This window comes from Enterococcus sp. XAF26B05_ASV22, from assembly GCF_056727285.1.
The window spans coordinates 2,826,156-2,850,688 of sequence record NZ_CM161538.1 but is presented as its reverse complement, the minus strand read 5'-3'; the positions used below and the strand labels follow the sequence as shown (position 1 = coordinate 2,850,688).

Genomic DNA, 24,533 nt, shown 5'->3' with positions numbered 1-24,533 from the left:
AAGTAAATTAATTATAGATGGTTTTATAAAATAACGATTTTTTGAATATAAAATTTCTGAATAAAATAGTATACGAAGAAAGTTGCACTTGTGTAAGTGCAACTTTTTTGTGTTGTTAAGCAATAAAAATCAAGCTATAGTTCAAGTGGAAGGGAAAGAAAGTGGGTGAGTAGGATGTCATTGCACTTATCAAAACGGGAAATAAAAATTTTGTTGCTGCTTTTAGATTTAGAAGACAGCGTTACAACAAAAGAATTAGCAGAAACCTTTGAAGTTAGTGTGCGGACAATCAAGTATGATTTGGAAAATGTACGTGATTGGTTCAAAGATCAAAACGTCTTGCTTAAAACGCGACGGAACAAAGGAATTTGGTTAGAAATACCAGATTCAGAACGATTGACCTTGAAAAATGAAATTATCGAAGTAGAGCGATTCGAAACCTATCCTGATCAGGAGTTACGAGCAAATCAATTGATTTTCCGCTTGTTATTAGCATCAAAATGTCTAACTTCTCAGGAATTAGCAGATGATTTACAAGTCAGCAGAAATACGATCATCAGTGATTTAGATCGAGTAGAAGAATTAGCTCAGATGTATGAACTGACACTTAACCGTCAAAGCCGTCAGGGATTTTCGATTATAGGGGAAGAAAGTAAAATTCGCTTATTGATGGAATACATCACTCAAAAGGAAATCACTGAATATGATATTTACCAAATCATGAGCTACTTTGTCCAATCTGGCCAACAGAGAAAAATGCAGGAAGTTCATGTTGGTGTCAATACGATATTTCAAAAAATATACCAAGTTGCACTAAAGGAAATGACAGGTCTGTTAGATCCGTCTTTGTTTGATCAGTTTAACTACGCTGAAATTCTTTCGATTACATTAAGAGTGGCGATTGCCTCTTCAAGAATACAGCTTCATCATACCGTTGGTGGGTACAAAATGCTGACAAATCAAAACGTTTTACAGCAAAAGCGAGAATTACCATTTTTATTGATGAAAAAAGTCTTTGATCATTATGAGTTGCCGCTTTTAGCCGATGAGTATTTTTATATTTATAGTGACGTATTTGTTGCGAATAACCAGCAAGATATTGTCGGGTTGACGGAGAAGCTGATCAAAGATGTATCAAAAGAAGTCAATTTTCCTTTTTATAGAGATCGTCAGTTATTTACGAATCTCTTCGCTCATTTATCCTTACGTTTAACAAAAAAACACCTCTTTATAAACGAATATAATCCTTTCGTTGATGATATCAAGGCGAAGTATCCGCAATTATTTTCAGCAATACAACTGGCTAGTCAAAGTGATATCGTAGGGTCTGCGCTCTTGATCAATGATTCTTTCATTGCCTATATTGCCCTACATTTTTTGGTGGCATATGAAAAAAATCTTCATGAAATCAATATTGTGAGAATTGTCTATGTGTGTTCAACAGGCTTAGGTGTGACAAGTTTAATCGAACAGAAGATTCTAGAAGAAGTATCGAATGTTGAAATTGCTGGATTTGCTTCTGTTCTAAACGCTGTGGATGTAATAGAAGAAAAAAATCCAGATTTGGTTTTGAGTATTTTTCCAATCGAAATTGTGAATCGACCTTTTGTCAAAGTAAATCCTCTGCCGACAGAAGCAGATATTCACAGTATCCAAGAAGAAGTAAATAAAATTTTGGCGCATACTCAATCGGGAAAAGTACCTCGATTGATTCCTCGTCAGCAAATTAAGGAAACGCAAGGCATTGAAGCGGAAAGTCGAGATATTGTCGTGCGTACATATGTGATTTATGAAGAGTTACTTAAAGCATTCTCCGAAAAATTAACGCAAGAATATAAAGAAGCGTTTTTGCTTCATGTGATGTTGATGGTCCATCGAATCACCTTTGATAGTCAATATGAGAATGAAGGCAATATCGTCAAAGAAACATTATTGGCGCAACAAGAATTGGTGGAACACATCGAACGGATTTTTGCTAAAAATGAGTTAATGGTTAATCAAGCAGAAATTACTGCTTTATTGAATTATATAAGAGAGGAGTAACAGGTATGAAGTTAAATGAGGATGCAAAAAAAATCATTGATGAAAGTCCGCATAAAGTGGCGTTAGAAGCGACAGTTGCGCAAATTTATGGATTGTTGGAGAAGCAAGCAATGCAACCGACTCAATTACAATGGACAATTTTGATCAACCACGTCAACGAAATGATCAAGCGCTCGATTGCTGGAGAAAAAATGTCTGGCGTTGATCCTGTGATGTTTGAAGAAGTATCGAAAGAGGCGTTAGCAATTGCAGATCAAGTGGTTCAACATATTGGGAATCTGCCACAAGATGAAATGTACGTATTATCGATTCATTTTGAAGCGGCAAGGCAAAGCGATAGTTAAGTATGAAGAATTGAAGTTTGACTATCACTATCTAAATAAAAAATGGAGGAATCAACTATGATAACAGTAGTAATCGCAGATCGCTTAGGTAAAGGACAAAATGTTGCAAAAGGTGTAGAGGCCGCAGGAGGCAAAGCCGTTGTTGTGCCAGGAATGGGTGCAGATATGCGTTTAGGAGATGTTATGCAACAAGAAAAGGCAGATTTAGGCATTTCATTTTGTGGAAGCGGAGGAGCTGGTGCCTTGACAGCGGCTACAAAATACGGCTATCCAGAACGTCATGGTATGCGTTCGATCGACGAAGGTGTAACGGCAATAAATGATGGGAAAACAGTTTTAGGTTTTGGTTTTATGGATCAAGAAGAATTAGGCAAACGTATAGTTGAAGCGTATCTGAAAAAGAAAGCGTAACGATTAAACTAGGAGGGAAAACCAAATGGAGCAAGTAACGATAAAAAAACGTCAGGTGATTCAGGTTGAAGGAACGGGGAAAGAAAAAAATCTGGCTTTCGCCAATGCGCTGAATCAAATCCATAATCGTGTACTAAAGGAAAGAGAGGATGTGATCGTTCGAATAGAGCCATTAGATATTCAGATTATCACAGCAGAACAAGAAACTTATACAGAACGCTTTTTCTTTTTCTTTTTACCTCGAGCACGTGCCGATTATCGCGTAATGCTAGATGTGGAAGTGGAGATTACACTGATTGAAATGGACACGATTACATTTGTAGAAAAAAAAGTTGCTGATCCAAAAGGTCTTCCCAATTTTTTTTGGAAAGAGACAAAGAATGCATAAGGAGGCAAATTAGATGGATGTTTTAGTCGTTTTACTCAAGTCATTACTGATTGGGGGATTGGTTGGATTTGCAGCGGGCGCCGGCGCTGCAAGAATGTTCCACGCACCAAGTACACAAGGCCTAGGTGCATTTAGGACATTAGGTGAAATGAATGCATGTGAAGGAGATGCAGCCAGTCATTTTTCATTTGGATTAGGTTTCTTCTTCAATGCTTGGGCATCAACGGTTGGCGCAGGAGCTTTTACACAAGATGTCGATCATCGTGTCATTCCTAACTGGGCTGCAGCCGCTTTATTAGCAAAAAATAAAAATATCGCTGAAACAATGCACAATCCTAAGAAAATGGGGATTTCAGGTGCAATCGTAGGGATGTTGGTGGTGGCATTTTTGAATACGACCGCATCAGCGATTCCAGAGTCTTTACAAGTGACAGCGGTTGCTGTGTTAGTACCAGCAGCGAATCTTTTGATCAACACAGTAATGCCCGTTTTATTCTGGTTGGCGGCAATCGATGCTGGAAAACGCTCTGGACTTTGGGCAACTATTTTTGGGGGTCTTGCGACAATGATTATGGGAAATGCCGTACCAGGTGTTGTATTAGGAATTTTGATTGGTAAGGGAGTCGACGAAATTGGCTGGAATAAAGTAACGAAAAGTATGATGGTAGCAGTAATTTTGTTATTTGTCTTTAGTGGTTTTTTCCGTGGATTTGATTTACAAATGATTGAAAGTTTCCGTTTGCAAATTCCAGGTTGGCTGCAAAATGTGCATGATGTTTTTAGTGTTGGCAACTAATCAAGTAGAAAGTGAGGAACTTTGATGGATGAAATAGTAGCGTTAGAAAAAAAGAATTTTTGGTTTGCTGATTGGTCATTTCCAATTTTGGTCGGTTTACTGTCAGCAGGTGTATTTGCTGGAACGCATATGTACATTGAGCATGGTGTGGGGGCATTTAATGAAGTAGCGATCGTTGCGATGTTGAAAGCTGGGATGGATGGTGGCTCATACGGTGCTGCGGCTGCATTCGGCGCAAGCTTCTTGTTTGCACGTATTTTAGAAGGATCATTGGTTGGGATTTTAGATATTGGCGGAGCGATTTTAACGGGAGTTGGGATTGGAGTTCCAGCGATTCTTTTAAGTATGGGAGTCACAGCACCTGTTAAAAACTTTGGTCTATCCTTAGCGACTGGAATGATCTTAGGGTTGATCATCGGTGGAATCATTATTATGATTCGGAAATTCACTATTAATCAGTCAAATTCTACCTTTGGTGCAGATGTCATGATGGGAGCTGGAAATGCTTCAGGTCGCTTCTTAGGGCCGCTGATCATAATCAGTGCATGTGGTGCGTCAGCGCCAATCGGTATTGGGTCAATTATTGGCGCTGTGATTTTCTATGTATGGAAAAAACCGATAGCAGGTGGTGCAATTTTAGGTGCAATGATCTTTGGTGCACTTTTTCCAGTAGATTTGCCTCGTTAAAACCGATTGAAGTTGCACTTTTCTTTTGAAAACCGTTTACATTATAATGTTACCATGTTATTATGAATTGGAAATAATTTGATTTTTTATTCATACTAATTTTTGAATGGAGGACAAAAGAAATGAATGGTTTTGTGCAGTGGATGGAAGTAAAATTGATGCCAATTGCCAATAAATTTGGTTCACAAAGACATATGACGGCGATTAGAAAGGGACTTATTGCAACAATGCCTTTGACAATCGTGGGTGCTTTTTTCACAGTATTTCAGAATATTCCGATTGAGGCTTATATGAAGTTTATCGAGCCTTACCAAGCAGTTTTAGATATTCCGTCACGATATACAATGGGGATTTTAGCTCTATATGCAACGTTTGGGATTGCTTCTTCTCTGGCGACAAGTTATAAGTTAGATTCTTTGACATGTGGGATTTTAGCGGTGATGGCATTTTTAGTCACAGCAGCACCTCCGACACGTGTTTTTGAAGATGTTAAAAATGTGATCGGTGCTGGACGCTATATCAATTTAGCTAATATAGGGTCAGCTTCTTTATTTGGGGCTATTGTTACTGCACTTGTTTCTGTAGAAATTTATCGTTTCTTTATCCAAAAGAACATCACAATCAAAATGCCGGACGGTGTTCCGCCAGAAGTGTCGAATTCATTTATCGCATTGATTCCTGGTGCAGTGATTTTATTATTATTTTGGGTGATTCGTCATGTTATCGGTTTTGACTTAAATGGTTTTTTGAGTACGTTATTGATGCCGTTAAAAGACACCTTAGCAGGAAACAGTTTGTTTGGCGGATTACTTACAGTCTTCTTGATTTGTTTCTTCTGGGTTTTAGGGATTCATGGACCAGCAATCATGGGACCGGTTATCAGACCTTTTTGGGATATGTCGATTGCTGAAAATACCCTTGCTTTCCAAGAAGGTGCATCGGTTCATAACTTGCCGAATATCTTTACGGAACAATTTTTACAGTGGTTTATCTGGATCGGTGGAGCCGGTACTACTTTAGCATTAGTCGTTTTAATGATGTTTTCCAAATCAACCTACTTGAAAAGTTTAGGACGCTTGTCCTTCTTACCGGGATTATTTAATATTAATGAACCAGTGATTTTTGGGACACCTATCGTAATGAACCCGATTTTGGGGATTCCATTTATCGTTGCACCATTGATCACAACGACATTTTCTTATTTCTTAACGGTGACAAATGTGATTCCAATGATGGCGGCACGTTTACCGTTTGCGATACCTGCGCCAGTTGCTGCTTGGATGAGTACAAACTGGAGTGTCCCAGCAGCACTATTAGTCTGTGTCAATTTCGTAATTACTTTGGCGATTTATTATCCATTCTTCAAAGTATACGAAAAACAACAGTTAGACAAAGAAGCAGAGGAATTAGCAGCTGAAAAGAATGCGAAAACAGTTGCATAAGTAAGAAATCAGAAAGGGAGGGTAGTAACGTTACTATCCTCTTTGGTGATTAAGATCATGTTCATTTGGTTTAGTATATTTTTTATTTTTAGTCAAGTCATGATTGAAAAAAACTGGTTACCTGCAAAATTTACAGGGTTACGGTTGTTGCAGTTATGTCTTGTATCAATTGGGTTGATTTTGTTCTCCATCCTAGTTGGAGTTTTCGTTAGACAGCCTCTATTTATAGTAGGGAGCGTAACTATTTTATGCAGTTCAGTTATTTCTTGGAAATACAGACATAAATTCGACCATATAAAGCGAGGGTAAAAGTCATGAAAAGAGCATTAGGTGTATCCGTATATCCAGATCATAGTGATGCAGAAAAAGATAAAACGTATTTGAAAAAGGCCAGTGAATGTGGGTTTTCACGAATCTTTATGAGTATGTTGGAAGTAACAGAAGGCAAAGAAGTTGTAAAAGAAAAGTTCAAATCGTTGATTGCTTTTGCAAAAGAGTTAGGGTATGAAACGATTTTAGATGTGGCACCGAATATTTTTGATGAATTACAAATTTCATATGATGATTTAACGTTCTTTTATGAGACTGGTGCTGACGGTATTCGGTTAGATGCTGGATTTGATGGCAACAAGGAAGCGAAGCTGACGTTTAATCCATTTGATTTAGCGATTGAACTGAATATGAGTAACGATGTGGCGTATCTTGATAATATTTTGACCTATGAAGCCAACGTTCCATTTCTTTATGGATGTCACAACTTTTATCCGCAGGAAGGGACAGCTTTGCCGTATGATTTCTTTGAGCGTTGTAGCATTCGTTTTAAAAAACATGGGATTCGTACAGCGGCATTTATCAATTCTCAAGTAGGTGAGATTGGTCCATGGGATGTAAATGATGGGTTACCAACCCTAGAAATGCATCGACATTTACCAGTCGACATCCAAACAAAACATTTATTTGCGACGGGATTGATTGATGATGTAATTATTGGAAATGCGTATGCATCAGATGAAGAATTAGAATTATTAGGTAGTTTAAATCGTTATCAGTTAGAATTGGCTATCGAATTTACAAAAGATGTCAGCGCGATTGAAAAAGAAATTACGTTGAAGGAACAACACTTCCGTCGTGGTGACATCACAGACCAAGTAGTTCGTTCAACCGAAGTCCGTAAAAAATATAAAAATAAAGCCAATCCAGCACATGACAATGTACAAACCTTTCAAATTGGCGATGTAGTCATTGGGAATGATGCTTTTGGAAAATACAAAAATGAACTGCAAATTGTTTTACAGCCACATTCAGATGAGCGTAAAAATAAAGTAGGGAAAATAACAGAAAAAGAATTATTGTTGTTGGCGTTTGTAAAACCCTGGACTAAATTTAGATTTAAAGAAAAGTAGGGGATAAAATGAGTTACGATTTAATCATAAAGAACGGGAAAACTATTAAAGGAAATCCAGTAGAAATAGCAATCAATGCTGGGAAAATTGCAAAAGTTTCAGAGAAAATTGATGCGGACAGTAAAGAACTGATCGAGTTAGAGCAAGGGACTTACGTATCAGCTGGCTGGATCGATGATCATGTACATTGTTTTGAGAAGATGACGTTATATTACGATTTTCCTGATGAAATTGGTGTCAAAAAAGGTGTAACGACATTAATTGATGCGGGTACGACAGGTGCAGAAAATATCCATGAATTCTACGACTTAGCAAAACAAGCAAAAACAAATGTCTATGCGTTAATCAATATTTCAAAATGGGGGATCGTTGAACAAGATGAACTGGCTGATTTAAGCAAAGTCAAAGAAGAATTAGTGCATAATGCATTAGCTGAATTACCTGGTTTTGTGGTAGGGATCAAAGCTCGTATGAGCAAAACGGTGATTGGAGAAAATGGTATTACTCCTTTAGAAATGGCTAAGAATATTCAAAAAGAAAATAATCATTTGCCGTTAATGGTTCACATTGGATCTGCGCCTCCGGAACTAGAAGAAATTTTAGCTCATATGTCAAAAGGAGATGTTTTGACCCACTGTTTCAATGGAAAATCGAACGGAATAGTCAATAAAGAAACCAATCAAATCAAAGATTTTGCTTGGGCTCTTATGATAAAGGGATTGTATTTGATATCGGTCATGGGACAGATAGTTTTAATTTCCATGTCGCAGAAACAGCTTTAAGAGAAGGAATGAAGGCAACGTCTATCAGTACAGACATTTATATTCGAAATCGAGAAAATGGACCAGTGTATGATTTAGCGACGACAATGGAGAAATTGCGCGTAGTAGGGTATGAATGGTCTGAAATTATTGAGAAAGTTACTGTAACGCCTGCTGAAAATTTCCAGTTGGCTACAAAAGGACATCTGAAAGAAGGGTATGATGGTGATATCACGATCTTTAAGATTGAAGCAGGGCAGAAAATAGTGACTGATTCAAATGGATTTACTAGAGAAACAAAAGAATGGATCAAACCTGTAAAAACCATTATTGGAGGAACAGTTTATGACAATTAGCTACGAAAAATTCAAGTTAAAAGAAGTCATCAATGCGTCAGGCAGAATGACAATCTTAGGCGTGTCAAAAGTGTCAGAGAATGTCTTAGCTGCTCAAAAGTTCGGTGGCGAACATTTCTTTGAAATGAGTGAATTAAGTATTCAAACAGGTGCCTATTTAGCGAAATTATTAAAGGTCGAAGATGCTCAAGTCGTGTCTTGCGCTTCTGCTGGTATTGCGCAAAGTGTGGCGGCTTTGATCGGGGAAGGTTCTGTCTATCATGCTTATCATCCGTACACAGAGAAGGTAACGAAACGTGAAATCATCCTGCCTAAAGGGCACAATGTAGACTACGGCACGCCCGTTGAAATAATGGTCCAACAAGGTGGCGGTCAAGTAGTGGAAGCAGGGTATGCAAATATGTGCTCGTCAGAACACATCGAAATGATGATCACGGACCAAACTGCCGCGATTCTATACATCAAGAGCCATCATACGGTTCAAAAAAGTATGCTAAGTGTGGCAGAAGCCGCAACGGTAGCCCAAAAGCACAAGCTACCACTAATCATAGATGCGGCAGCAGAAGAAGATCTCTTCAAATACATCGAGGCTGGCGCAGACCTAGTGATTTACAGCGGAGCGAAAGCCATCGAAGGCCCAAGCGCAGGACTTGTGATTGGGAAAAAAGAGTACATCGAATGGATTCGTCTGCAAGGAAAAGGCATTGGCCGTGCAATGAAAATCGGTAAAGAGAATATTTTAGGGTTCACCCAAGCCGTTGAAGAGTATGTAAAAAATGGTAGTGAAACAGGAGCGTCGATGCGAGCACGGTTGGCGCCATTTATTGAAAAATTGAACACTATCCCAAACCTTGAAGCCAAAGTCGTTCAAGACGGCGCTGGAAGAGATATTTACCGTGCCAGTATCAAAGTCAGTGGGCCAAAATCAGCTAAAGAGGTCATCCAAGAACTAAAAGCGAAAAGTCCAGCAATTTACACCCGTGAATACCAAGCAAATAACGGCATTATCGAATTCGATATCCGTTCAGTGAATGAAGCGGAAATGAATAAGATCACGAAAAGACTACAAGAAATGATGAATTAAAGGAGAGAATCAATTATGACATTAACACCCAACTATTTAGAAGACCGTATTTGCCTAAACGTCCTAGCCAACTCAGTAGAAAATGCGAAAGACTGTTACGAAGCAGCAGAGGGACACATTGTTTTAGGCGTATTATCTAAAAACTATCCAACAGACGAAGCGGCGATCGAAGACATGAAAAAATACGCCGCAGAAACCAACAACGCATTGTCTGTCGGCTTAGGAGCTGGTGATCCAAACCAAAGCCAAATGGTGTCAAGAATTTCAAAAGACTTACAACCTCAACACGTCAACCAGGTTTTTACAGGTGTTGGCACATCTCGTGCTTTATTAGGGCAAAATGAAACGATCGTAAACGGCTTAGTGTCTCCAACGGGCAAAGTCGGCATCGTCAATATCGCTACAGGGCCATTAAGTTCACAAGCACCAGCGGGAGAAGTGACGATCGAAACAGCCATTCGCTTATTACAAGACATGGGAGGCAGCTCGATCAAATTCTTCCCGATGAAAGGCTTAGCGCATATCGAAGAATACAAAGCAGTCGCTGAAGCTTGTGCGAAATATGACTTCTATCTAGAACCAACTGGTGGTATTGATTTAGAAAACTTTGAAGAAATCGTACAAATCGCAGTGGAAGCAGGAGTGAAGAAAATCATTCCTCATGTGTATAGCTCGATCATCGACTCAGCGACTGGTGATACTAAACCAGAAGATGTGAAAACCTTGCTTGGGATGATGAAAAACACTTTGGGCAAATAAAAACTGAGCTAGATAAAAAATAAAAGCAGAACAAGCTCGTTCAGGACTGACAAAACAATAGACAAGAGTTCTCTTTTTTTCGAAGTCCTAGCTTGAAAAGCTAGAAATAGGCAGGGGTCAGAAATGAGAATTGCAGCTTTTGGTGAAATAATGATGCGCCTAACTCCACCAGAATATTTGATGCTGGAGCAAACCAAAGAATTACGTTTAGACTTTACAGGGACAGGTGTCAATATTTTAAGCAATCTTGCGCATTTTGGGTGTCAAACAAGCTTACTGACAAACCTACCTGATAATCGTTTAGGTGAAGCCGCTAAAGCGCGTGTTCGTCAGTTAGGTATTCAAGATCATTGGATTGGCGTATATGGAGATCACATAGGCTCTTACTTTGCTGAAATGGGTTTTGGACCAAGGCCGACTCAAGTAACCTATCAAAATCGCCGAAATAGTTCATTTGGTGTGAGTGGAGCTTCTAATTATGAGTTCGATGCATTTTTAGCTGAAGTTGATTTAGTCCATATTTGTGGTATAGCATTGAGTTTAACTGAAAAAACGCGTGAGGCGGCATTTATATTAGCTGAAAAGGCACATGCTTTAGGAAAAAAAGTTTGTTTTGATTTTAATTTTCGCCCCAGTTTAAACGAAGCTCATGGTGTTTTATTTATGAAGGAACAATATGAAAAAATGTTACCGTATTGTGACGTGGTTTTTGGCAGTCAGCGGGATTTGACTGACTTGTTAGGAATGGAATTGGCTAAAACGTTAGACGCCTCTAAACAATTTGAAGTATTGGTTCAACAGTTTATGACGGACTACCAGATTGAATATTTTGCTGGAACGATTCGTCAAGGTGAAGGGGACAAACACTATTTAACAGGTTTTTTATTTGATTCAGAAAAACAAGTCAAAGCAGCACCAAGAGAAATCGTTCGTTTAGATCGAATCGGTGCTGGAGATGGATACGCTGCCGGAGTTTTGCTTGGCATCAGTGAAGGATGGTCATTATTAGAAACAGTAGAATTTGCTACTGCTAATGGTGTTTTAGCACATACGATCCAAGGAGATGTGCCACTTACAACTAGAAAACAGGTAAAACATCTAATGGAACAGCCGACAGTGGATCTGATTCGGTAGAAAAAAGAGTAGAATGAAATAGTGTAAATGCGTTTATACTACTTTCGTTCTACTCTTTTTTTCATTATAATGAAGATAAGCAATGATTTTAGCGAAACCATTTACGTGATGCAGATAAATTGGTATGCTAAGGAAGCGGAGCTATTATGTAATACGTTATTTTTTATATAAAAAAGTCTGTTTAGAGGAGGAGATCGACATGACCGATGAAAATATTTGGAAAGCACTAGACGATGATGTTTTGAAAGATAGTATTCGAAAACGACCAGGTATGTACATTGGTGGGATTGGTCAAACTGGCTTGGAAAGCATGGTCTTGCAAGTACTAGATCATTTATTGTACTTAGCAGTTGATCTAAAGCAGGCAGAACTTTCGATAGAACTTTCTAATACCCAATTTATTTTTTCTTTTTTCAGTAAAAAAGGGTTATTTTTAGATAAAATACCAGAAGAACAGTACACCCCCCCGTATCTTTTTCTATCTGTAGTCAATGCCTTATCAGAACAGCTTGGTTTTGGTGTAGAGAAATTAGGCAAACGTATGATTCAAATTTATCAAAATGGGCAGTTGAACAAAAAAGCCTTGATTCCATCAGAAGACGAGGGACAACGGATCGAACTAGCTTTTACACCCGATGAACTGCTATTTGGCAATAAACCATTGTCTTATTTTATTTTATTCAATCGATGTCAAGAACTGGCGATGCTAAACAGCGGGTTGACCATTTCGTTGACTGACGGAAAAAAACAGAAAAACTTTTTCCATTATGAACAAGGACTTGTGGAATACATTTTTCAAAAGGATGATAGCATCACAAGAGGCGGTCAACCATTGATTATCAACACGATCAGTGAAGGGGTTTTGATTCAAGCCGTTATCTCCAAGAATGGCTCTACGAGCATTAAAGACAGTTTTGTCAACGGTCATTTACCATCTGATGGTGGCACACATCTTGAAGGGTTCATCCAAGGAACGGTAGATGCAATCAATCAATTTCTAGAAGAAACGAATCGTTTAAAGTATTTAACGATCGATAATTTTCCAGAACGCTATGACATGGTTCTTTCCGTCAGAGTCAAACGCCCCAGATACACTGGGGCCATCAAAAAGAAAATTAGAAATCCTGAGCTTTACAAAATTGTGAAAGAAGCTGTTTTTACTGAAGTATCAATCTTTTTAAAACGGCATCCGGCGTGGTACTTAAATTAAACGAATGGCTCATCATTGAAAGGTGCGGCGGTTATGAAAATTTTTATTGATGGTGATGGTTCACCAGTAAAAGAGACAACAATTGAAGTTGCACTAGCTTATTCGATCGACGTTGTCATTGTGACGAGTATCGATCATTATTCTTTAAAAGAGTATCCTCAAAATGTTTCTTTTGTTTATGTAGATAAAGGAGCTGATGCAGCAGATTATAAGATTGTTCAGTTGATTAAAACGGGTGATGTTTTAGTAACACAAGATTATGGGCTAGCTTCATTAGTTTTGCCGAAAGGTGCTCGAGTGATGCATCAATTAGGATATGAATATACAGGAGAAAATATGGACGGATTACTGGAACAACGTTATTTTAGTGCGAAAGTACGAAAAAGTGGTGGCCGTACGAAAGGGCCGAAAGCATTCACACAGGCAGATCGTGAAAAATTCAAAGCCAATCTAGTTGAGCTGATCAACGGATACATAAAATAGCAGGAAAAAATACTTATCTTATTCGAAAGAACAAGAATAAAAAAATTCTTTGATTTCGTGATTTGTTTCTATTCGGACTAACGCTTTTATGCTAAAATATGAAAGAACTATTTTCAATTTATTTATTGGACGCAACAACCGTGTTAATTGAAGTTGAATATGTCCTTTTTACGTAAGAATATTTAGCATCAAGAGCTAGCCTTTGGGAAAAAAGAGAAAAACTGAATGCTACAAAAAAACTTCAGACATATATTCTTTTTCAAGGCAAAACGGGCTCTTTCAGCTTTAAAATTATCTAGCTTTACAGGCTAGCTCTTCGGAAAAAAGAGAAAATCTGATTGTGGCGAAAAGCACCACTTTCTTATTTTCCAATCAGAGCTACCAAGTCTGTTTAGCTTCAAAAATTAGGAGGAAAAGCATTTGAAGATTACATTGTTATATGGTGGTAGAAGTGAGGAACATGATGTTTCTATATTATCTGCCTATTCTGTTTTAAATGCGATCTACTATAATTATTATGAAGTTCAATTGGTTTTTATCAGTAAAGAGGGAGAATGGGTCAAAGGACCACTTCTATCAGAGAAGCCAGAAAGTCCAGATGTCCTGAAGCTAAATTGGTCTGAAAAAGGCGAAACAGATAAGTGGGGAGAATACAATGGACGTGTGATTTTACCGTGTGAAATCCAAGAAGAAGAGACGATTGTTTTCCCAGTGTTACATGGACCAAACGGTGAAGATGGGACGATTCAAGGCTTTTTAGAAACGATTGGTATGCCATATGTAGGAGCTGGCGTTTTAGCAAGTGCGAATGCAATGGACAAAATCATGACAAAATATCTACTGCAAACGGCAGGAATTCCTCAAGTGCCATTTGTTCCTGTCCTAAGAAGTGATTGGAAAGAAAATCCTAAAAAAGTCTTTGAACAGTGTGAAGGTTCATTGATTTATCCCGTTTTTGTGAAACCAGCTAACATGGGCTCAAGTGTAGGGATCAGCAAAGCTGAAAACCGTGAAGAACTACAAAATGCGTTGGAAGAAGCGTATCGTTATGATTCCAGAGCAATCGTCGAGCAAGGAATCGAGGCTCGTGAGATCGAGGTAGCGATTTTAGGTAATGAAGATGTTCGAACGACCTTGCCTGGTGAAATCGTCAAAGATGTTGATTTTTATGATTACAATTCTAAATACATCGACAATCAAATCACGATGCAAATTCCAGCTGAAGTGCCGGATGAAGTGCATCAAAAAGCACAAGAATTTGCTAAAAAAGCGTATACTATTTTAGATGGTAGTGGGTTAAGTCGATGCGATTTCTTTTTGACTAGTAAAAATGAATTATTTTTAAACGAATTAAATACGATGCCTGGTTTTACTGAGTTTAGTATGTATCCCTTATTATGGGAAAATATGGGCTTAAAATACAGTGATTTGATCGAAGAATTAATTCAATTAGCTTTAAATCGTTTCAAACAAAGACAAAGTTTTTACGAAAGATAACACACCAAAAAAGGGAGGAGACAAAACATTGGAAGTTTTGTTTCAGCCCTTTTATGTATGAGTTCAATCTAAGTAGAAGCCTTGAATGGTGAAGAAACTATAGTTTACGTTTAAAAAGGAGAGAAACCGATGAAATTAACTTTTTGGGAAGCCGCTGAAGCGACAAAAGCTACGAATGATTGGCAACAATGGTCAGATTTTGAATTGACTGGAATTGAATTTGACAGCAGATTAATAACCCAAGGCAATCTTTTTGTTCCACTAAAAGGTGAAAATGATGGTCATTCCTTCGTTACCAGTGCAATAGATAACGGAGCAAAAGCTGCTTTTTGGAGTTCTTTAGAAACGGCGCCAGAACAATTTCCGATTTTAAAAGTCACAAATACCTTGAAAGCCATGCAAGACCTAGCTGCTTACTATCTAAAGAAAATGAAGCCTACGGTGATTGCGATTACGGGGAGCAATGGTAAAACCACGACCAAAGATATGACAGAAGCTGTTCTGGCTCAACAGTTCAAGACATATAAAACGCAAGGCAATTATAATAATGATATCGGGTTACCATACACTATTTTACATATGCCAGATGAAACAGAAAAACTGATTCTAGAGATGGGCATGGATCATGCAAATGAAATCGATTTTCTATCAAGGTTAGCCCAGCCAGATGTGGCTGCAATTACAATGATTGGCGAGGCGCATATTGAAAATCTCGGTTCAAGAGCAGGGATCGCAAAAGCGAAAATGGAAATCACTGCAGGACTTGCAGGTAAAGGCTTGTTGATTATTCCAGCAGAGGAACCCTTACTAGTACCGTTAACAGTAGGATTCACTCAAACAATCCAAACATTTGGTTTGGAACAAGCGGATTGCAAAGCAGCAATTGTTGAAGCACAAAAAGACTATACATCGTTTAAGATCAACGGCTCAAACACTGTATTTACTATTCCTGTTCCAGGCAAATATAACGTTGGAAATGCATTGATTGCTATTTGTATCGGGCAATGGTTTGATATGTCGGAAGAAAAAATCCAAGCAGGTTTGGCTGATTTTCAATTAACCAAAAATCGGACTGAATGGTTGAAAAGTAAGACAGGGATCGAGATTTTAAGCGATGTTTATAACGCCAACCCAACAGCAATGAACTTAGTATTAGACAGTTTTAGCCAGATGCCTACACAAGGAAAACGAGTGGCAGTATTAGGTGATATGCTTGAATTAGGGTCAGATTCTGCAGCGATGCATATGTCTGTGAACGAGCATCTGGATCCAAACGAAATTGCAGAAGTTGTCCTGTATGGCGCTGAAATGCGTGCCCTATATGATACACTCACAAAAAAATATCAAAAAAGACAGCTTTATTACTTCAAAAAAGAAGAAAAAGAAGCATTGACAACTACATTAAAATCAATTCTTGAACCCAAAGATATGGTCGTATTGAAAGCAAGCAATGGCATGGGATTAAATGAAGTCGTGTCAAAACTTATTAAAATTTAGCAAGCTTTCATAAAACTTGCTGAAAATGTAAAACTATGGTAGAATAACCTATTGCCGAAAGATCGAAGTAGATAAAACGAAAGTACCTATTGAAGATACTTTTCTATCATATAAAGATTAAAAAAGCTGAACGAACTCGTTTGGCTTTTCTAGTGCCTGTAGCTTCATAAGGTGGATTTTTCGGTAACACTAATGAGAAAATAAACGAAACCTATGTAGAAGGTTTATTGACTCCATGAACATTTTCAAAATTAGTGAAAGTCAAATCACCTGTAACATTAATTTTAGAAGAATCTATTTCTTCTGCAACAAACACTATTTAGGAGGATATCATTTGAAATTTAAAGAACTAGGTTTAGAAACAGATTTATTAGCAGCAATCGAGCGCTCAGGATTTGAAGAAGCAACACCGATTCAGGAGGAAACAATCCCTCTAGCATTGCAAGGAAAAGACGTCATTGGACAAGCACAAACAGGAACTGGTAAAACAGCTGCTTTTGGGTTACCAATGTTACAAAAAATCGATACAAGCAAACGTATGTTGCAAGGAATCGTGATTGCACCAACTCGTGAGTTAGCAATCCAAACACAAGAAGAGTTATATCGTTTAGGCCGCGATAAAAAAATCCGTGTACAAGCCGTTTACGGTGGAGCAGATATCGGCCGTCAAATCCGTGGACTAAAAGAAAATCCACATGTTGTTGTCGGAACACCTGGACGTTTATTGGATCATATCAATCGTCGTACTCTAAAACTAGATACAATTGAAACGTTAGTTTTAGATGAAGCAGATGAAATGTTGAATATGGGATTCTTAGAAGATATCGAAAAAATCATCTCAAAAATTCCATCAACTCGTCAAACATTGCTATTTTCAGCAACAATGCCGCCAGCTATTAAAAATATCGGCGTGAAATTTATGAAAGAACCAGAACACGTGAAGATCAAAGCAAAAGAAATGACTGCTGATTTGATCGATCAATATTACGTACGTTCAAAAGATTTCGAAAAATTCGATGTAATGACGCGCTTATTAGACGTTCAAACACCAGAATTGACAATCGTATTTGGTCGTACAAAACGTCGTGTAGATGAATTAGCTCGTGGTTTAGAAGCGCGCGGATACAAAGCTGAAGGAATCCATGGTGATTTATCACAACAAAAACGTATGAGCGTTTTACGTTCATTTAAAAATGGAAACTTAGATATTTTAGTTGCGACAGACGTAGCAGCTCGTGGACTAGATATTTCAGGTGTTACGCATGTTTACAACTACGATATTCCACAAGATCCAGAGAGTTATGTTCACCGTATCGGCCGTACAGGTCGTGCTGGTAAAGGCGGAATGTCAGTAACTTTTGTGACACCAAACGAAATGGGTTACTTACATGTTATCGAAGAATTAACGAAAAAACGCATGACACCGTTACGTCCACCAAATGAACAAGAAGCCTTTAAAGGACAATTAGGTGCAGCAATCGAAACGGTTGAAGAAAAAATGGCAGAAAATGGTCTAGAAAATTATTTGCCTGCAGCTAAAGACCTTTTAGAAAAATATTCTGCTGAAGATTTAGCAGCATTATTACTAAAAACTATTTCTAAAGATCCATCAGATGCTGTGCCGGTAAAAATTACACCAGAGCGTCCATTACCATCAACTAAAAAAGGCTTCAACAAAAATAATCGTAGCGGTGGCGGTGGCAACAGCCGTAATCGTAATAAAAACGGCGGTGGCGGTTACCGTGGAAACAAAAATAACAAAGGTACTGGCGGCAGCGGAAATGGCGGCGGCTATAATAAGAGCAAAGACAATCGTTCAGCAAAACGTCACAACGATAAAAAACGTAGCTTTGTTATTAGAGATAACTCAAATTAATAAATTCAAAAAAAGTATAAATAAAAATAATCAACGTTCAATTTAACTGTTTATTGGATTTTAAGAGGGTAGAACAAAGCTTAAATGCTCTGTTCTACCCTCTTTTATTGAATTCTAGCTTTAAGAGCTAACACTGCATGTTATTTCAATGTTAATAGTCCCTAAAAAGTTGTGGTTCTGAGGATTAAAGAGGTTTGAAAAAAGAAAAAAATAGGAGTGGTAAAAAGAATCATAGTCAACTTTTCCTGTTTTTTTGGTAGTGGGGAGCGAGCTCTTTCAGCTTTTTAATAATTTTTACATTATTATGTGGAAAAATTGCTAAAATTTGATAGAATAAGAGTAATTTATAAAATAAAAAAAGAGGGCTCGGAAGAATGATTAAAGGAATTGGTATAGATATGGTAGAACTCTCAAGAATTGAAAAAATTATCGAAAACAAAACGTCCTTTGTAAGAAGAGTTTTGACTAATGATGAGCTCGCTCTTTTTCAAACATTACCTCATAAACGTCAAGTAGAGTTTTTAGCAGGTAGATTTGCTTGCAAAGAAGCTTTTTCTAAGGCGTGGGGGACAGGGATTGGAAGTGTTGGGTTAAAGGATGTTGAAGTGTTAAAAGAAGAGAATGGTGCGCCAAAAGTTACTAAATCTCCTCATGAAGGCAATGTATTTGTTTCAATTTCTCATACAGACACTTTTGCGGTTGCCCAAATCATTTTGGAAGTTGTATAAAGTGAAGCTGGATTTATCTATTAAATTTGAATAAAGGTTATGACAATACGTTTGATTAGGTTTTGTTTCGACCTTAAAAGAAAGAAGGACACATATGGCTGTAGGATGGCATCGTCCCACAAAGTTAGTGATCGATACACAAGCAATTAAAGAAAATGTTGGCAACGAAGTAAAACGAATGCCGCAAGGAACAGAATTATTTGCAGTAGTTAAAGCAAATGGCTATGGTCATGGAGCTGTTCAAACGGCCAGAGCGGCTATTGAGGGAGGCGCTACGGGATTTTGTGTAGCAATCTTAGATGAAGCGATAGAACTGCGTGAAGCAGGCATTACAGAACCAATACTGATTTTAAGTGTCGTTGACGTTTCTTACATAGACTTGCTGTTGAAATATGATTTATCTGTCACGGTAGCAACTCAAGAATGGTTGGAACAAGCGATTGAGCAATTGAAGTATATAGAAACACCAACACCATTGAAAATACATATAAAAGTGGATACAGGCATGGGGCGCATTGGATTTACTACGCCAGAAGCGGTAAAGCAAACAGTTGATTTAGTTCAATCAACAAATGTGCTTATTTGGGAAGGATTATTTACGCATTTTTCTACAGCAGATGAAAAAGATATACGCTATTTTGAAAAACAAACACATCGTTTTCAAACAATTTTGGCAGTACTTGTTGACTTACCAAAATATGTTCATGTTAGCAATAGTGCGACAGCTTTGTGGCATCCTGAAAATGTGGGAAATATGATTCGTTTTGGTATAGCAATGTATGGATTGAATCCGTCGGGACATGCGTTACCAGAAACTTACCCATTAAAACCCGCACTGAGTTTGGTCTCAAAACTGATTCAGGTCAAAGAACTTTCAGCTGGAGAAGGAATTGGTTACGGTAATACCTATACCACAACCGAAAAGGAATGGATCGGCACAGTACCAATTGGTTATGCAGATGGTTGGCTGCGTCATCTACAGGGCTTTTCAGTGTTAGTAAATGGTGAGCGATGTGAAATCGTTGGTAGGATTTGTATGGATCAATGCATGATTCGTTTGCCAAAGCAAACAGCAATAGGGACGCAAGTTACATTGATTGGGCACGATCATGGAGAAGAGATTACGATGCAAATGGTCGCAGATAAACTAGAAACGATCCATTATGAAGTAGCATGCACATTTTCTGAACGCATGCCAAGGGAGTATTAATAGAATAGGAGGTTTAAAATGGTCAAAAGGGGTGACATATATTTTGCAGACTTATCCCCTGTTGTAGGATCGGAACAAGGGGGAGTACGTCCAGTACTAGTCATACAAAATAATTTAGGCAATCATTTTAGCCCAACGATCATTGTCGCTGCAATCACAGCGAAGATGGCTAAGCCAAAATTACCAACACATATAGGGATTAATTCTGAAGAAACTGGAATCGAACGTGATTCGGTCATTTTACTAGAACAGATCCGTACTATAGATAAAATACGTTTGAAAGAAAAAGTTTGCCATTTAGGTATAGAAATCATGGACTCTGTTGACCGCGCGTTGGGTGTTAGTGTAGGGATCGTAGAAGCAGAGCTAGAAGAAGAAAATCTTGGTACATATCGCTAAATGTATTAGGTATTTTAATGGAGAACATAGGACATATCCTGTTTTGTTAATGTCGGGATAGTCATGTAGGACATTGTAATTCTAAAAAGAATCACCTTGTTTTTTACTTATACATTGTTATTTTTTGTTATTTGTTACTAAATACTAAAAATACTAATATCAGCAGCTGGAAACGAAAAATCAATCAATTAGAATCAATTTCCTTTATCTTAAATACTAAAAAAATAATAATTTGACATAATTGTTTCGTCTTGTATTAACGTTTTTTTGCATTATTATAAAAAAACGTTGGCAACGAGGGTACGTAATGTTACAATAAACTATATATAATTGGGTGGAAAGTGGATAACTTTCAAAAAATAGATATAGTTAGTGTTTTTTTATTAAGGGTAAAGGAGTTTATATTTGATGACGATTTTCATGTTTGTATTAGTAGTAATACTGTTTCTTATTTTCAGTTATCAGCTGTATGTACGATTTCAACTGGAGACCTTAGATTCTGATAGTCCAAAAATGAAGCGCAAGATCAATTTTTATAAGTATCAAGAGAATAATCGCTCATTACTATTTTTGATGATTGGCGCTCTTGTTTTTTGCTTAGTACTCTTTGGGATACTTTATAATCAAGATGCTTTAAGAAAAGATAATAAAAATTTAGAGTTGAAGATTGACGAGATCAAAGACGCCAGAGGAGGAGCTTCTGGCGCTGAAATTGAGAGTTATAAAGAAAATGCGTTGAAATTGACCGAATTTCCTTGGAGAAAAGTGGTAGAAAGCAGAGATGCTCAAGCACTTGATAATTATGAACTTCAACTTCTAAGAGATTGGCAGCCCTTTTTTGGAGAAGCGAATGTGGCGATCATGATTAGTCAAAAAACGGAAACATTGACCGTGTCAGTTTTTCCAACAGCATTGACATTTAGTGATTTCCAAACAGCTGAAAAAAATATTGAAACCTTTATCAAAGAGTTACAGCCAGTAAAAGAGATAACAATGATTGATTTTAACTTTACATATCGAGATCAAACGAACAAGCTATCTAAAAAATCAATCGTTTATACAAGAGGAACTACAGACAGTAACTTAGAAAAAATAGTATTAGACAAGTAGAGTAGAGAAATAAAAGACGAGGTGTAAACACATGGCAAAGAGACGGTTAATTAAAAAAATTAACGAGGTTTCCGATGACGAATTAACACAAGAAGTAGATTTTAATTCGGCAGAAGAAAAACAACTAAATTCAGTAACGACGAACACTAATAGCAACTTACTAGCGGAACAAGAACAAGAGATTACACGCTTAAGAGAATTGATCAAAGAATACAGATTGCAAGAATCTGAATTCGAACAAAATAAAGAAGAAAATTTCCGACTATCTCAACAGAATAAGCAATTAGTTTTAAAGGTTGAAAATAGCCAAGAAGAACTTGAATCATTAAAAGAGAAAAATGACGATTTAGCGACACAGCTCAATCAAAAAGAAACAGAGATTTTTGAGCTGGAAGATGCAAATGAGACTGCGGATTCTACAGAAGAAATTACTCGTTTAAACGCACAAATCGAAGAATTAGAAAAAGAAAATAGTCGTAAGCAAGAACAAATTGCATACTTAGAAACAGCGCTTGTTGAGAAAGATAAAGCGTTGGAAACTCAAATTCTCGAAAAAGAAAAAGAAATACAACAATTACAAGCTGATTTAAGTGCCCGAGGAACAATCGGAGAAAAACAAGAAGCATTGGAGACGGTGAAGATGGAATTAGAATCATTGAATGAAAAACTTCAAACTACGGATAAAGAAAATCAAGAATTGACACAAAAACTTGCTGATCTTCAAGAACAAATGCGCCGTTTACAACAAGAAAACCAAGAATTAAAAGACAAGGAAATCACTTTAGCAACAGATAGTGATGTTTCTGTTGACAACAGTCGCGTGGATGAATTGAAAAAAGAATTGGAAACAGTTCTAAAAGAAAAAAGCGAGTTGGAAACAAGTCTAGGGCGTATCCAAGGGTTGAATGATAAATATTCTATCCAAAAAAATGTCTTTGAATCCGAATTAGCTGGTTTAAGAACGATTAACAAAGAAAAAGAAGAAGAACTAGAAACCTTAAATGCTGAACTTGAAACAATGCGTAGCATGTCTGCAACTGGAGAAGCGACAGGGAACCAATTAGCTGAACTATTGCAAGCAAAACAACAAATCAATGATTTATTGTTGAAAAATCAATCCTTACAAGAAGAGGCGTTGAAATCACAACAAGAGATCGGTGAAGTAATGGTTTCAGCCAAGAAAGAAGCAAATCGCATTATCAGTGAAGCGCAAGTTGAAGCGAAACACATGGTCAACTCAGCAGAACTTGAAATGTTGAATATTGGCAACCGTGCGAAAAATATTTCAAATGAAGTAGAAGAATCTAAAAATGAAGTAATGACGATTTACCGTGAATTAGAGGAACGTTTAAGCAAACTATCACGTTTGGATAAATCTGGAAACTAAACAATCACAAAACGAATGAAGGGAGGAACAATATGAAAAAACAAATCAATAAAAAAAATTCTATTCTGTTGATTTTTTCTGCAATATTGTTTAGTACTGTTATTTACTTTATGTCTAGTTCAATGGTTTTAGGAGCCTCAGCAGGTGGCGGTATGGAATCTGTACCAGTAACAGCAGACGGTGGAACAGCAATTGCGCCGCCTCCAACACCTGTAGTTCCACAAGCGGAACCAAAGAAAGAAACGACATCTGAAAATACCGTTGCTGAAGACAAGGAAAAAGAGGCACCTAAAGAAGTCTATATTGTAAAAAACGGTCAGACTTTATGGGAAATTGCTCAAGATTCAGGCTTATCGATCCAAACATTAATGAATAAAAATCAGCTTAGTAGTAGCATCATTGTTGAGGGACAGGAATTAGTATTCGATCAATAGTAAGCTTTAGGTGGGTGGAGCAAAACTTTTTAGAGTTTTGCCTCGCTCACTTTTTTCAATTTAAGAGTAGTCCTATTGTTGGGTTTTTATATGGAAAAATACATAGCAGTCTGTTATTCTTAACTAAGAGTATTAATTGGTATGATTGAGGTGCATCATGGATGAAATAAAAGAACGTTTTGAACGACTGATACGACAATTAAAAAGACAATTTAATAAAAACAAAAAAACAAAAAATAAAAGTAAAAACAAGAATAGAAAACATCCCCAGCCAGTACTAAAAAAGAAACGTCCTCGCCCTACAGGACAAACGGAACCTAAAAGTGAAAAACCAAGAGTAAGACCAAGGCCAAAAGAAGAAATAGTCGGAATTTCAAAACCAATCAATAAAAAGAGGAAAAAGAGAAAGTTAACGAAAGAAGAAGTTGAAAGACTAAGAAAGAAAAAAAGACAAGATAGTATCATTGAAATCATCAAGTTCATGTTACCCGTTGTAGTATTTGCAATCTTTGTTTTCTTCTTTATTTTAAATACTTCACCTCATATGGTTGATGGGGATTCAATGAAACCAACATTGCTAAATGGTGATCGGGTCATTGTACGTCGAACAAAAGAGCCTAGAAGATACGAAATCATCACATTTAAACCACCCGTAAAAAGCGAGTTTCAGTATGTGAAACGTGTCATCGGTATGCCAGGAGACTTAGTTTGGACTGAAGGTAGTGATTTATTTATTAATCATCAAGCGGAATCGTTACCAAAAGTTTCGGAATTATCTGCCGCAAGTGAACTGCCTGATGGAACAATCAAAGTCAATCTCTCTGAAGACAGTTTGGACCAGATGTCAAAATTGAAAAAAATTCCTAAAGGACATTATTTTGTATTAGGAGACAATCGAAATAATTCCAGTGATAGTAGAACATTTGGTTTAGTTGATGGTCTTGCAATCGAAGGAGTTGTTTCCTTTAGATTTGCACCGTTTAATAATGTCGGTTGGATAAAATAAAAAAACGATAATATTTTATCGTTTTTTTATTTTCATTATTATAAAGAAAAAATATGATTTTGATTGATGATTATCGTTATTAAAATAA

Annotated in this window: 23 protein-coding genes and 1 pseudogene; all 24 read left to right on the top strand. The window is 37.3% G+C overall.

Going from position 1 to position 24,533, the window contains the following annotated elements:
• Positions 1–174 precede the first annotated feature (174 nt).
• The 24 genes and pseudogenes from AC1PU0_RS14105 to lepB all read left to right on the top strand — a co-directional run bounded on the left by AC1PU0_RS14105 (position 175) and on the right by lepB (position 24,445).
• Positions 175–2,043: a BglG family transcription antiterminator gene (locus AC1PU0_RS14105; RefSeq protein ID WP_479998502.1), complete on the top strand. Its 1,869-nt coding sequence runs from the start codon at positions 175–177 to the stop codon at positions 2,041–2,043.
• Positions 2,044–2,048: 5 nt separating this feature from the next.
• Complete coding sequence (locus tag AC1PU0_RS14100) at positions 2,049–2,387, top strand: PRD domain-containing protein (protein WP_479998501.1); 339 nt, start codon at positions 2,049–2,051, stop codon at positions 2,385–2,387.
• A 57-nt stretch (positions 2,388–2,444) separates the two neighbouring features.
• Positions 2,445–2,798 (top strand): glycine-rich SFCGS family protein, encoded by a 354-nt coding sequence (locus AC1PU0_RS14095; protein ID WP_111247627.1) that lies wholly within the window; start codon positions 2,445–2,447, stop codon positions 2,796–2,798.
• 25 nt (positions 2,799–2,823) lie between these two features.
• Positions 2,824–3,186: a DUF4312 family protein gene (locus tag AC1PU0_RS14090; protein ID WP_479998500.1), complete on the top strand. Its 363-nt coding sequence runs from the start codon at positions 2,824–2,826 to the stop codon at positions 3,184–3,186.
• A gap of 13 nt (positions 3,187–3,199) precedes the next feature.
• A complete protein-coding gene (locus AC1PU0_RS14085; protein ID WP_479998499.1) occupies positions 3,200–3,982 on the top strand; it encodes a DUF4311 domain-containing protein in 783 nt (260 codons plus the stop codon).
• A 24-nt stretch (positions 3,983–4,006) separates the two neighbouring features.
• A complete protein-coding gene (locus AC1PU0_RS14080; protein ID WP_479998498.1) occupies positions 4,007–4,669 on the top strand; it encodes a DUF4310 family protein in 663 nt (220 codons plus the stop codon).
• A gap of 122 nt (positions 4,670–4,791) precedes the next feature.
• Entirely contained in the window at positions 4,792–6,111 is a 1,320-nt protein-coding gene (locus AC1PU0_RS14075) for a PTS sugar transporter subunit IIC (protein WP_206849008.1), read from the top strand.
• A gap of 314 nt (positions 6,112–6,425) precedes the next feature.
• Positions 6,426–7,514, top strand: a complete 1,089-nt coding sequence (locus AC1PU0_RS14070; RefSeq protein WP_206849009.1) for a DUF871 domain-containing protein — start codon at positions 6,426–6,428, stop codon at positions 7,512–7,514.
• An 8-nt stretch (positions 7,515–7,522) separates the two neighbouring features.
• Positions 7,523–8,631: pseudogene (locus AC1PU0_RS14065) on the top strand (amidohydrolase/deacetylase family metallohydrolase).
• Positions 8,621–9,715: a DgaE family pyridoxal phosphate-dependent ammonia lyase gene (locus AC1PU0_RS14060; RefSeq protein WP_206849011.1), complete on the top strand. Its 1,095-nt coding sequence runs from the start codon at positions 8,621–8,623 to the stop codon at positions 9,713–9,715. Before AC1PU0_RS14065 ends, AC1PU0_RS14060 begins: the two are co-directional and overlap by 11 nt.
• A 15-nt stretch (positions 9,716–9,730) precedes the next feature.
• On the top strand, positions 9,731–10,474 hold the full coding sequence (gene dagF, locus AC1PU0_RS14055; protein ID WP_206849012.1) for a 2-dehydro-3-deoxy-phosphogluconate aldolase: 744 nt from the start codon (positions 9,731–9,733) through the stop codon (positions 10,472–10,474).
• A gap of 123 nt (positions 10,475–10,597) precedes the next feature.
• On the top strand, positions 10,598–11,608 hold the full coding sequence (locus tag AC1PU0_RS14050; protein ID WP_206849013.1) for a sugar kinase: 1,011 nt from the start codon (positions 10,598–10,600) through the stop codon (positions 11,606–11,608).
• Positions 11,609–11,807: 199 nt separating this feature from the next.
• Positions 11,808–12,818 (top strand): DNA topoisomerase IV subunit B family protein, encoded by a 1,011-nt coding sequence (locus AC1PU0_RS14045; protein WP_206849014.1) that lies wholly within the window; start codon positions 11,808–11,810, stop codon positions 12,816–12,818.
• Positions 12,819–12,851: 33 nt separating this feature from the next.
• Positions 12,852–13,301 carry a YaiI/YqxD family protein gene (locus AC1PU0_RS14040; protein ID WP_206849015.1) on the top strand — a complete coding sequence of 150 codons (450 nt, stop codon included), beginning with the start codon at positions 12,852–12,854 and terminating at the stop codon, positions 13,299–13,301.
• 420 nt (positions 13,302–13,721) lie between these two features.
• Positions 13,722–14,798: a D-alanine--D-alanine ligase gene (locus AC1PU0_RS14035; protein WP_069653639.1), complete on the top strand. Its 1,077-nt coding sequence runs from the start codon at positions 13,722–13,724 to the stop codon at positions 14,796–14,798.
• A 129-nt stretch (positions 14,799–14,927) separates the two neighbouring features.
• The gene (locus AC1PU0_RS14030; RefSeq protein WP_206849017.1) at positions 14,928–16,295 is read left to right on the top strand and encodes a UDP-N-acetylmuramoyl-tripeptide--D-alanyl-D-alanine ligase; all 1,368 of its coding nucleotides are present in this window, start codon (positions 14,928–14,930) and stop codon (positions 16,293–16,295) included.
• A gap of 334 nt (positions 16,296–16,629) precedes the next feature.
• Positions 16,630–18,171, top strand: coding sequence for a degradosome RNA helicase CshA (gene cshA, locus AC1PU0_RS14025; protein ID WP_069653641.1), 1,542 nt, complete (start codon positions 16,630–16,632; stop codon positions 18,169–18,171).
• 374 nt (positions 18,172–18,545) lie between these two features.
• Positions 18,546–18,899 carry a holo-ACP synthase gene (gene acpS / locus AC1PU0_RS14020; RefSeq protein ID WP_069653642.1) on the top strand — a complete coding sequence of 118 codons (354 nt, stop codon included), beginning with the start codon at positions 18,546–18,548 and terminating at the stop codon, positions 18,897–18,899.
• Between the two features lie 94 nt (positions 18,900–18,993).
• Positions 18,994–20,109: an alanine racemase gene (alr, locus tag AC1PU0_RS14015; RefSeq protein WP_206849018.1), complete on the top strand. Its 1,116-nt coding sequence runs from the start codon at positions 18,994–18,996 to the stop codon at positions 20,107–20,109.
• An 18-nt stretch (positions 20,110–20,127) separates the two neighbouring features.
• Complete coding sequence (locus AC1PU0_RS14010; protein ID WP_069653644.1) at positions 20,128–20,508, top strand: type II toxin-antitoxin system PemK/MazF family toxin; 381 nt, start codon at positions 20,128–20,130, stop codon at positions 20,506–20,508.
• Between the two features lie 408 nt (positions 20,509–20,916).
• A complete protein-coding gene (locus tag AC1PU0_RS14005; RefSeq protein WP_069653645.1) occupies positions 20,917–21,618 on the top strand; it encodes a hypothetical protein in 702 nt (233 codons plus the stop codon).
• 31 nt (positions 21,619–21,649) lie between these two features.
• Positions 21,650–23,005: a hypothetical protein gene (locus AC1PU0_RS14000; protein ID WP_479998497.1), complete on the top strand. Its 1,356-nt coding sequence runs from the start codon at positions 21,650–21,652 to the stop codon at positions 23,003–23,005.
• Positions 23,006–23,037: 32 nt separating this feature from the next.
• Entirely contained in the window at positions 23,038–23,439 is a 402-nt protein-coding gene (locus AC1PU0_RS13995; protein ID WP_206836227.1) for a LysM peptidoglycan-binding domain-containing protein, read from the top strand.
• A 157-nt stretch (positions 23,440–23,596) separates the two neighbouring features.
• Positions 23,597–24,445, top strand: a complete 849-nt coding sequence (gene lepB, locus AC1PU0_RS13990; RefSeq protein WP_479998496.1) for a signal peptidase I — start codon at positions 23,597–23,599, stop codon at positions 24,443–24,445.
• Positions 24,446–24,533 lie beyond the last annotated feature (88 nt).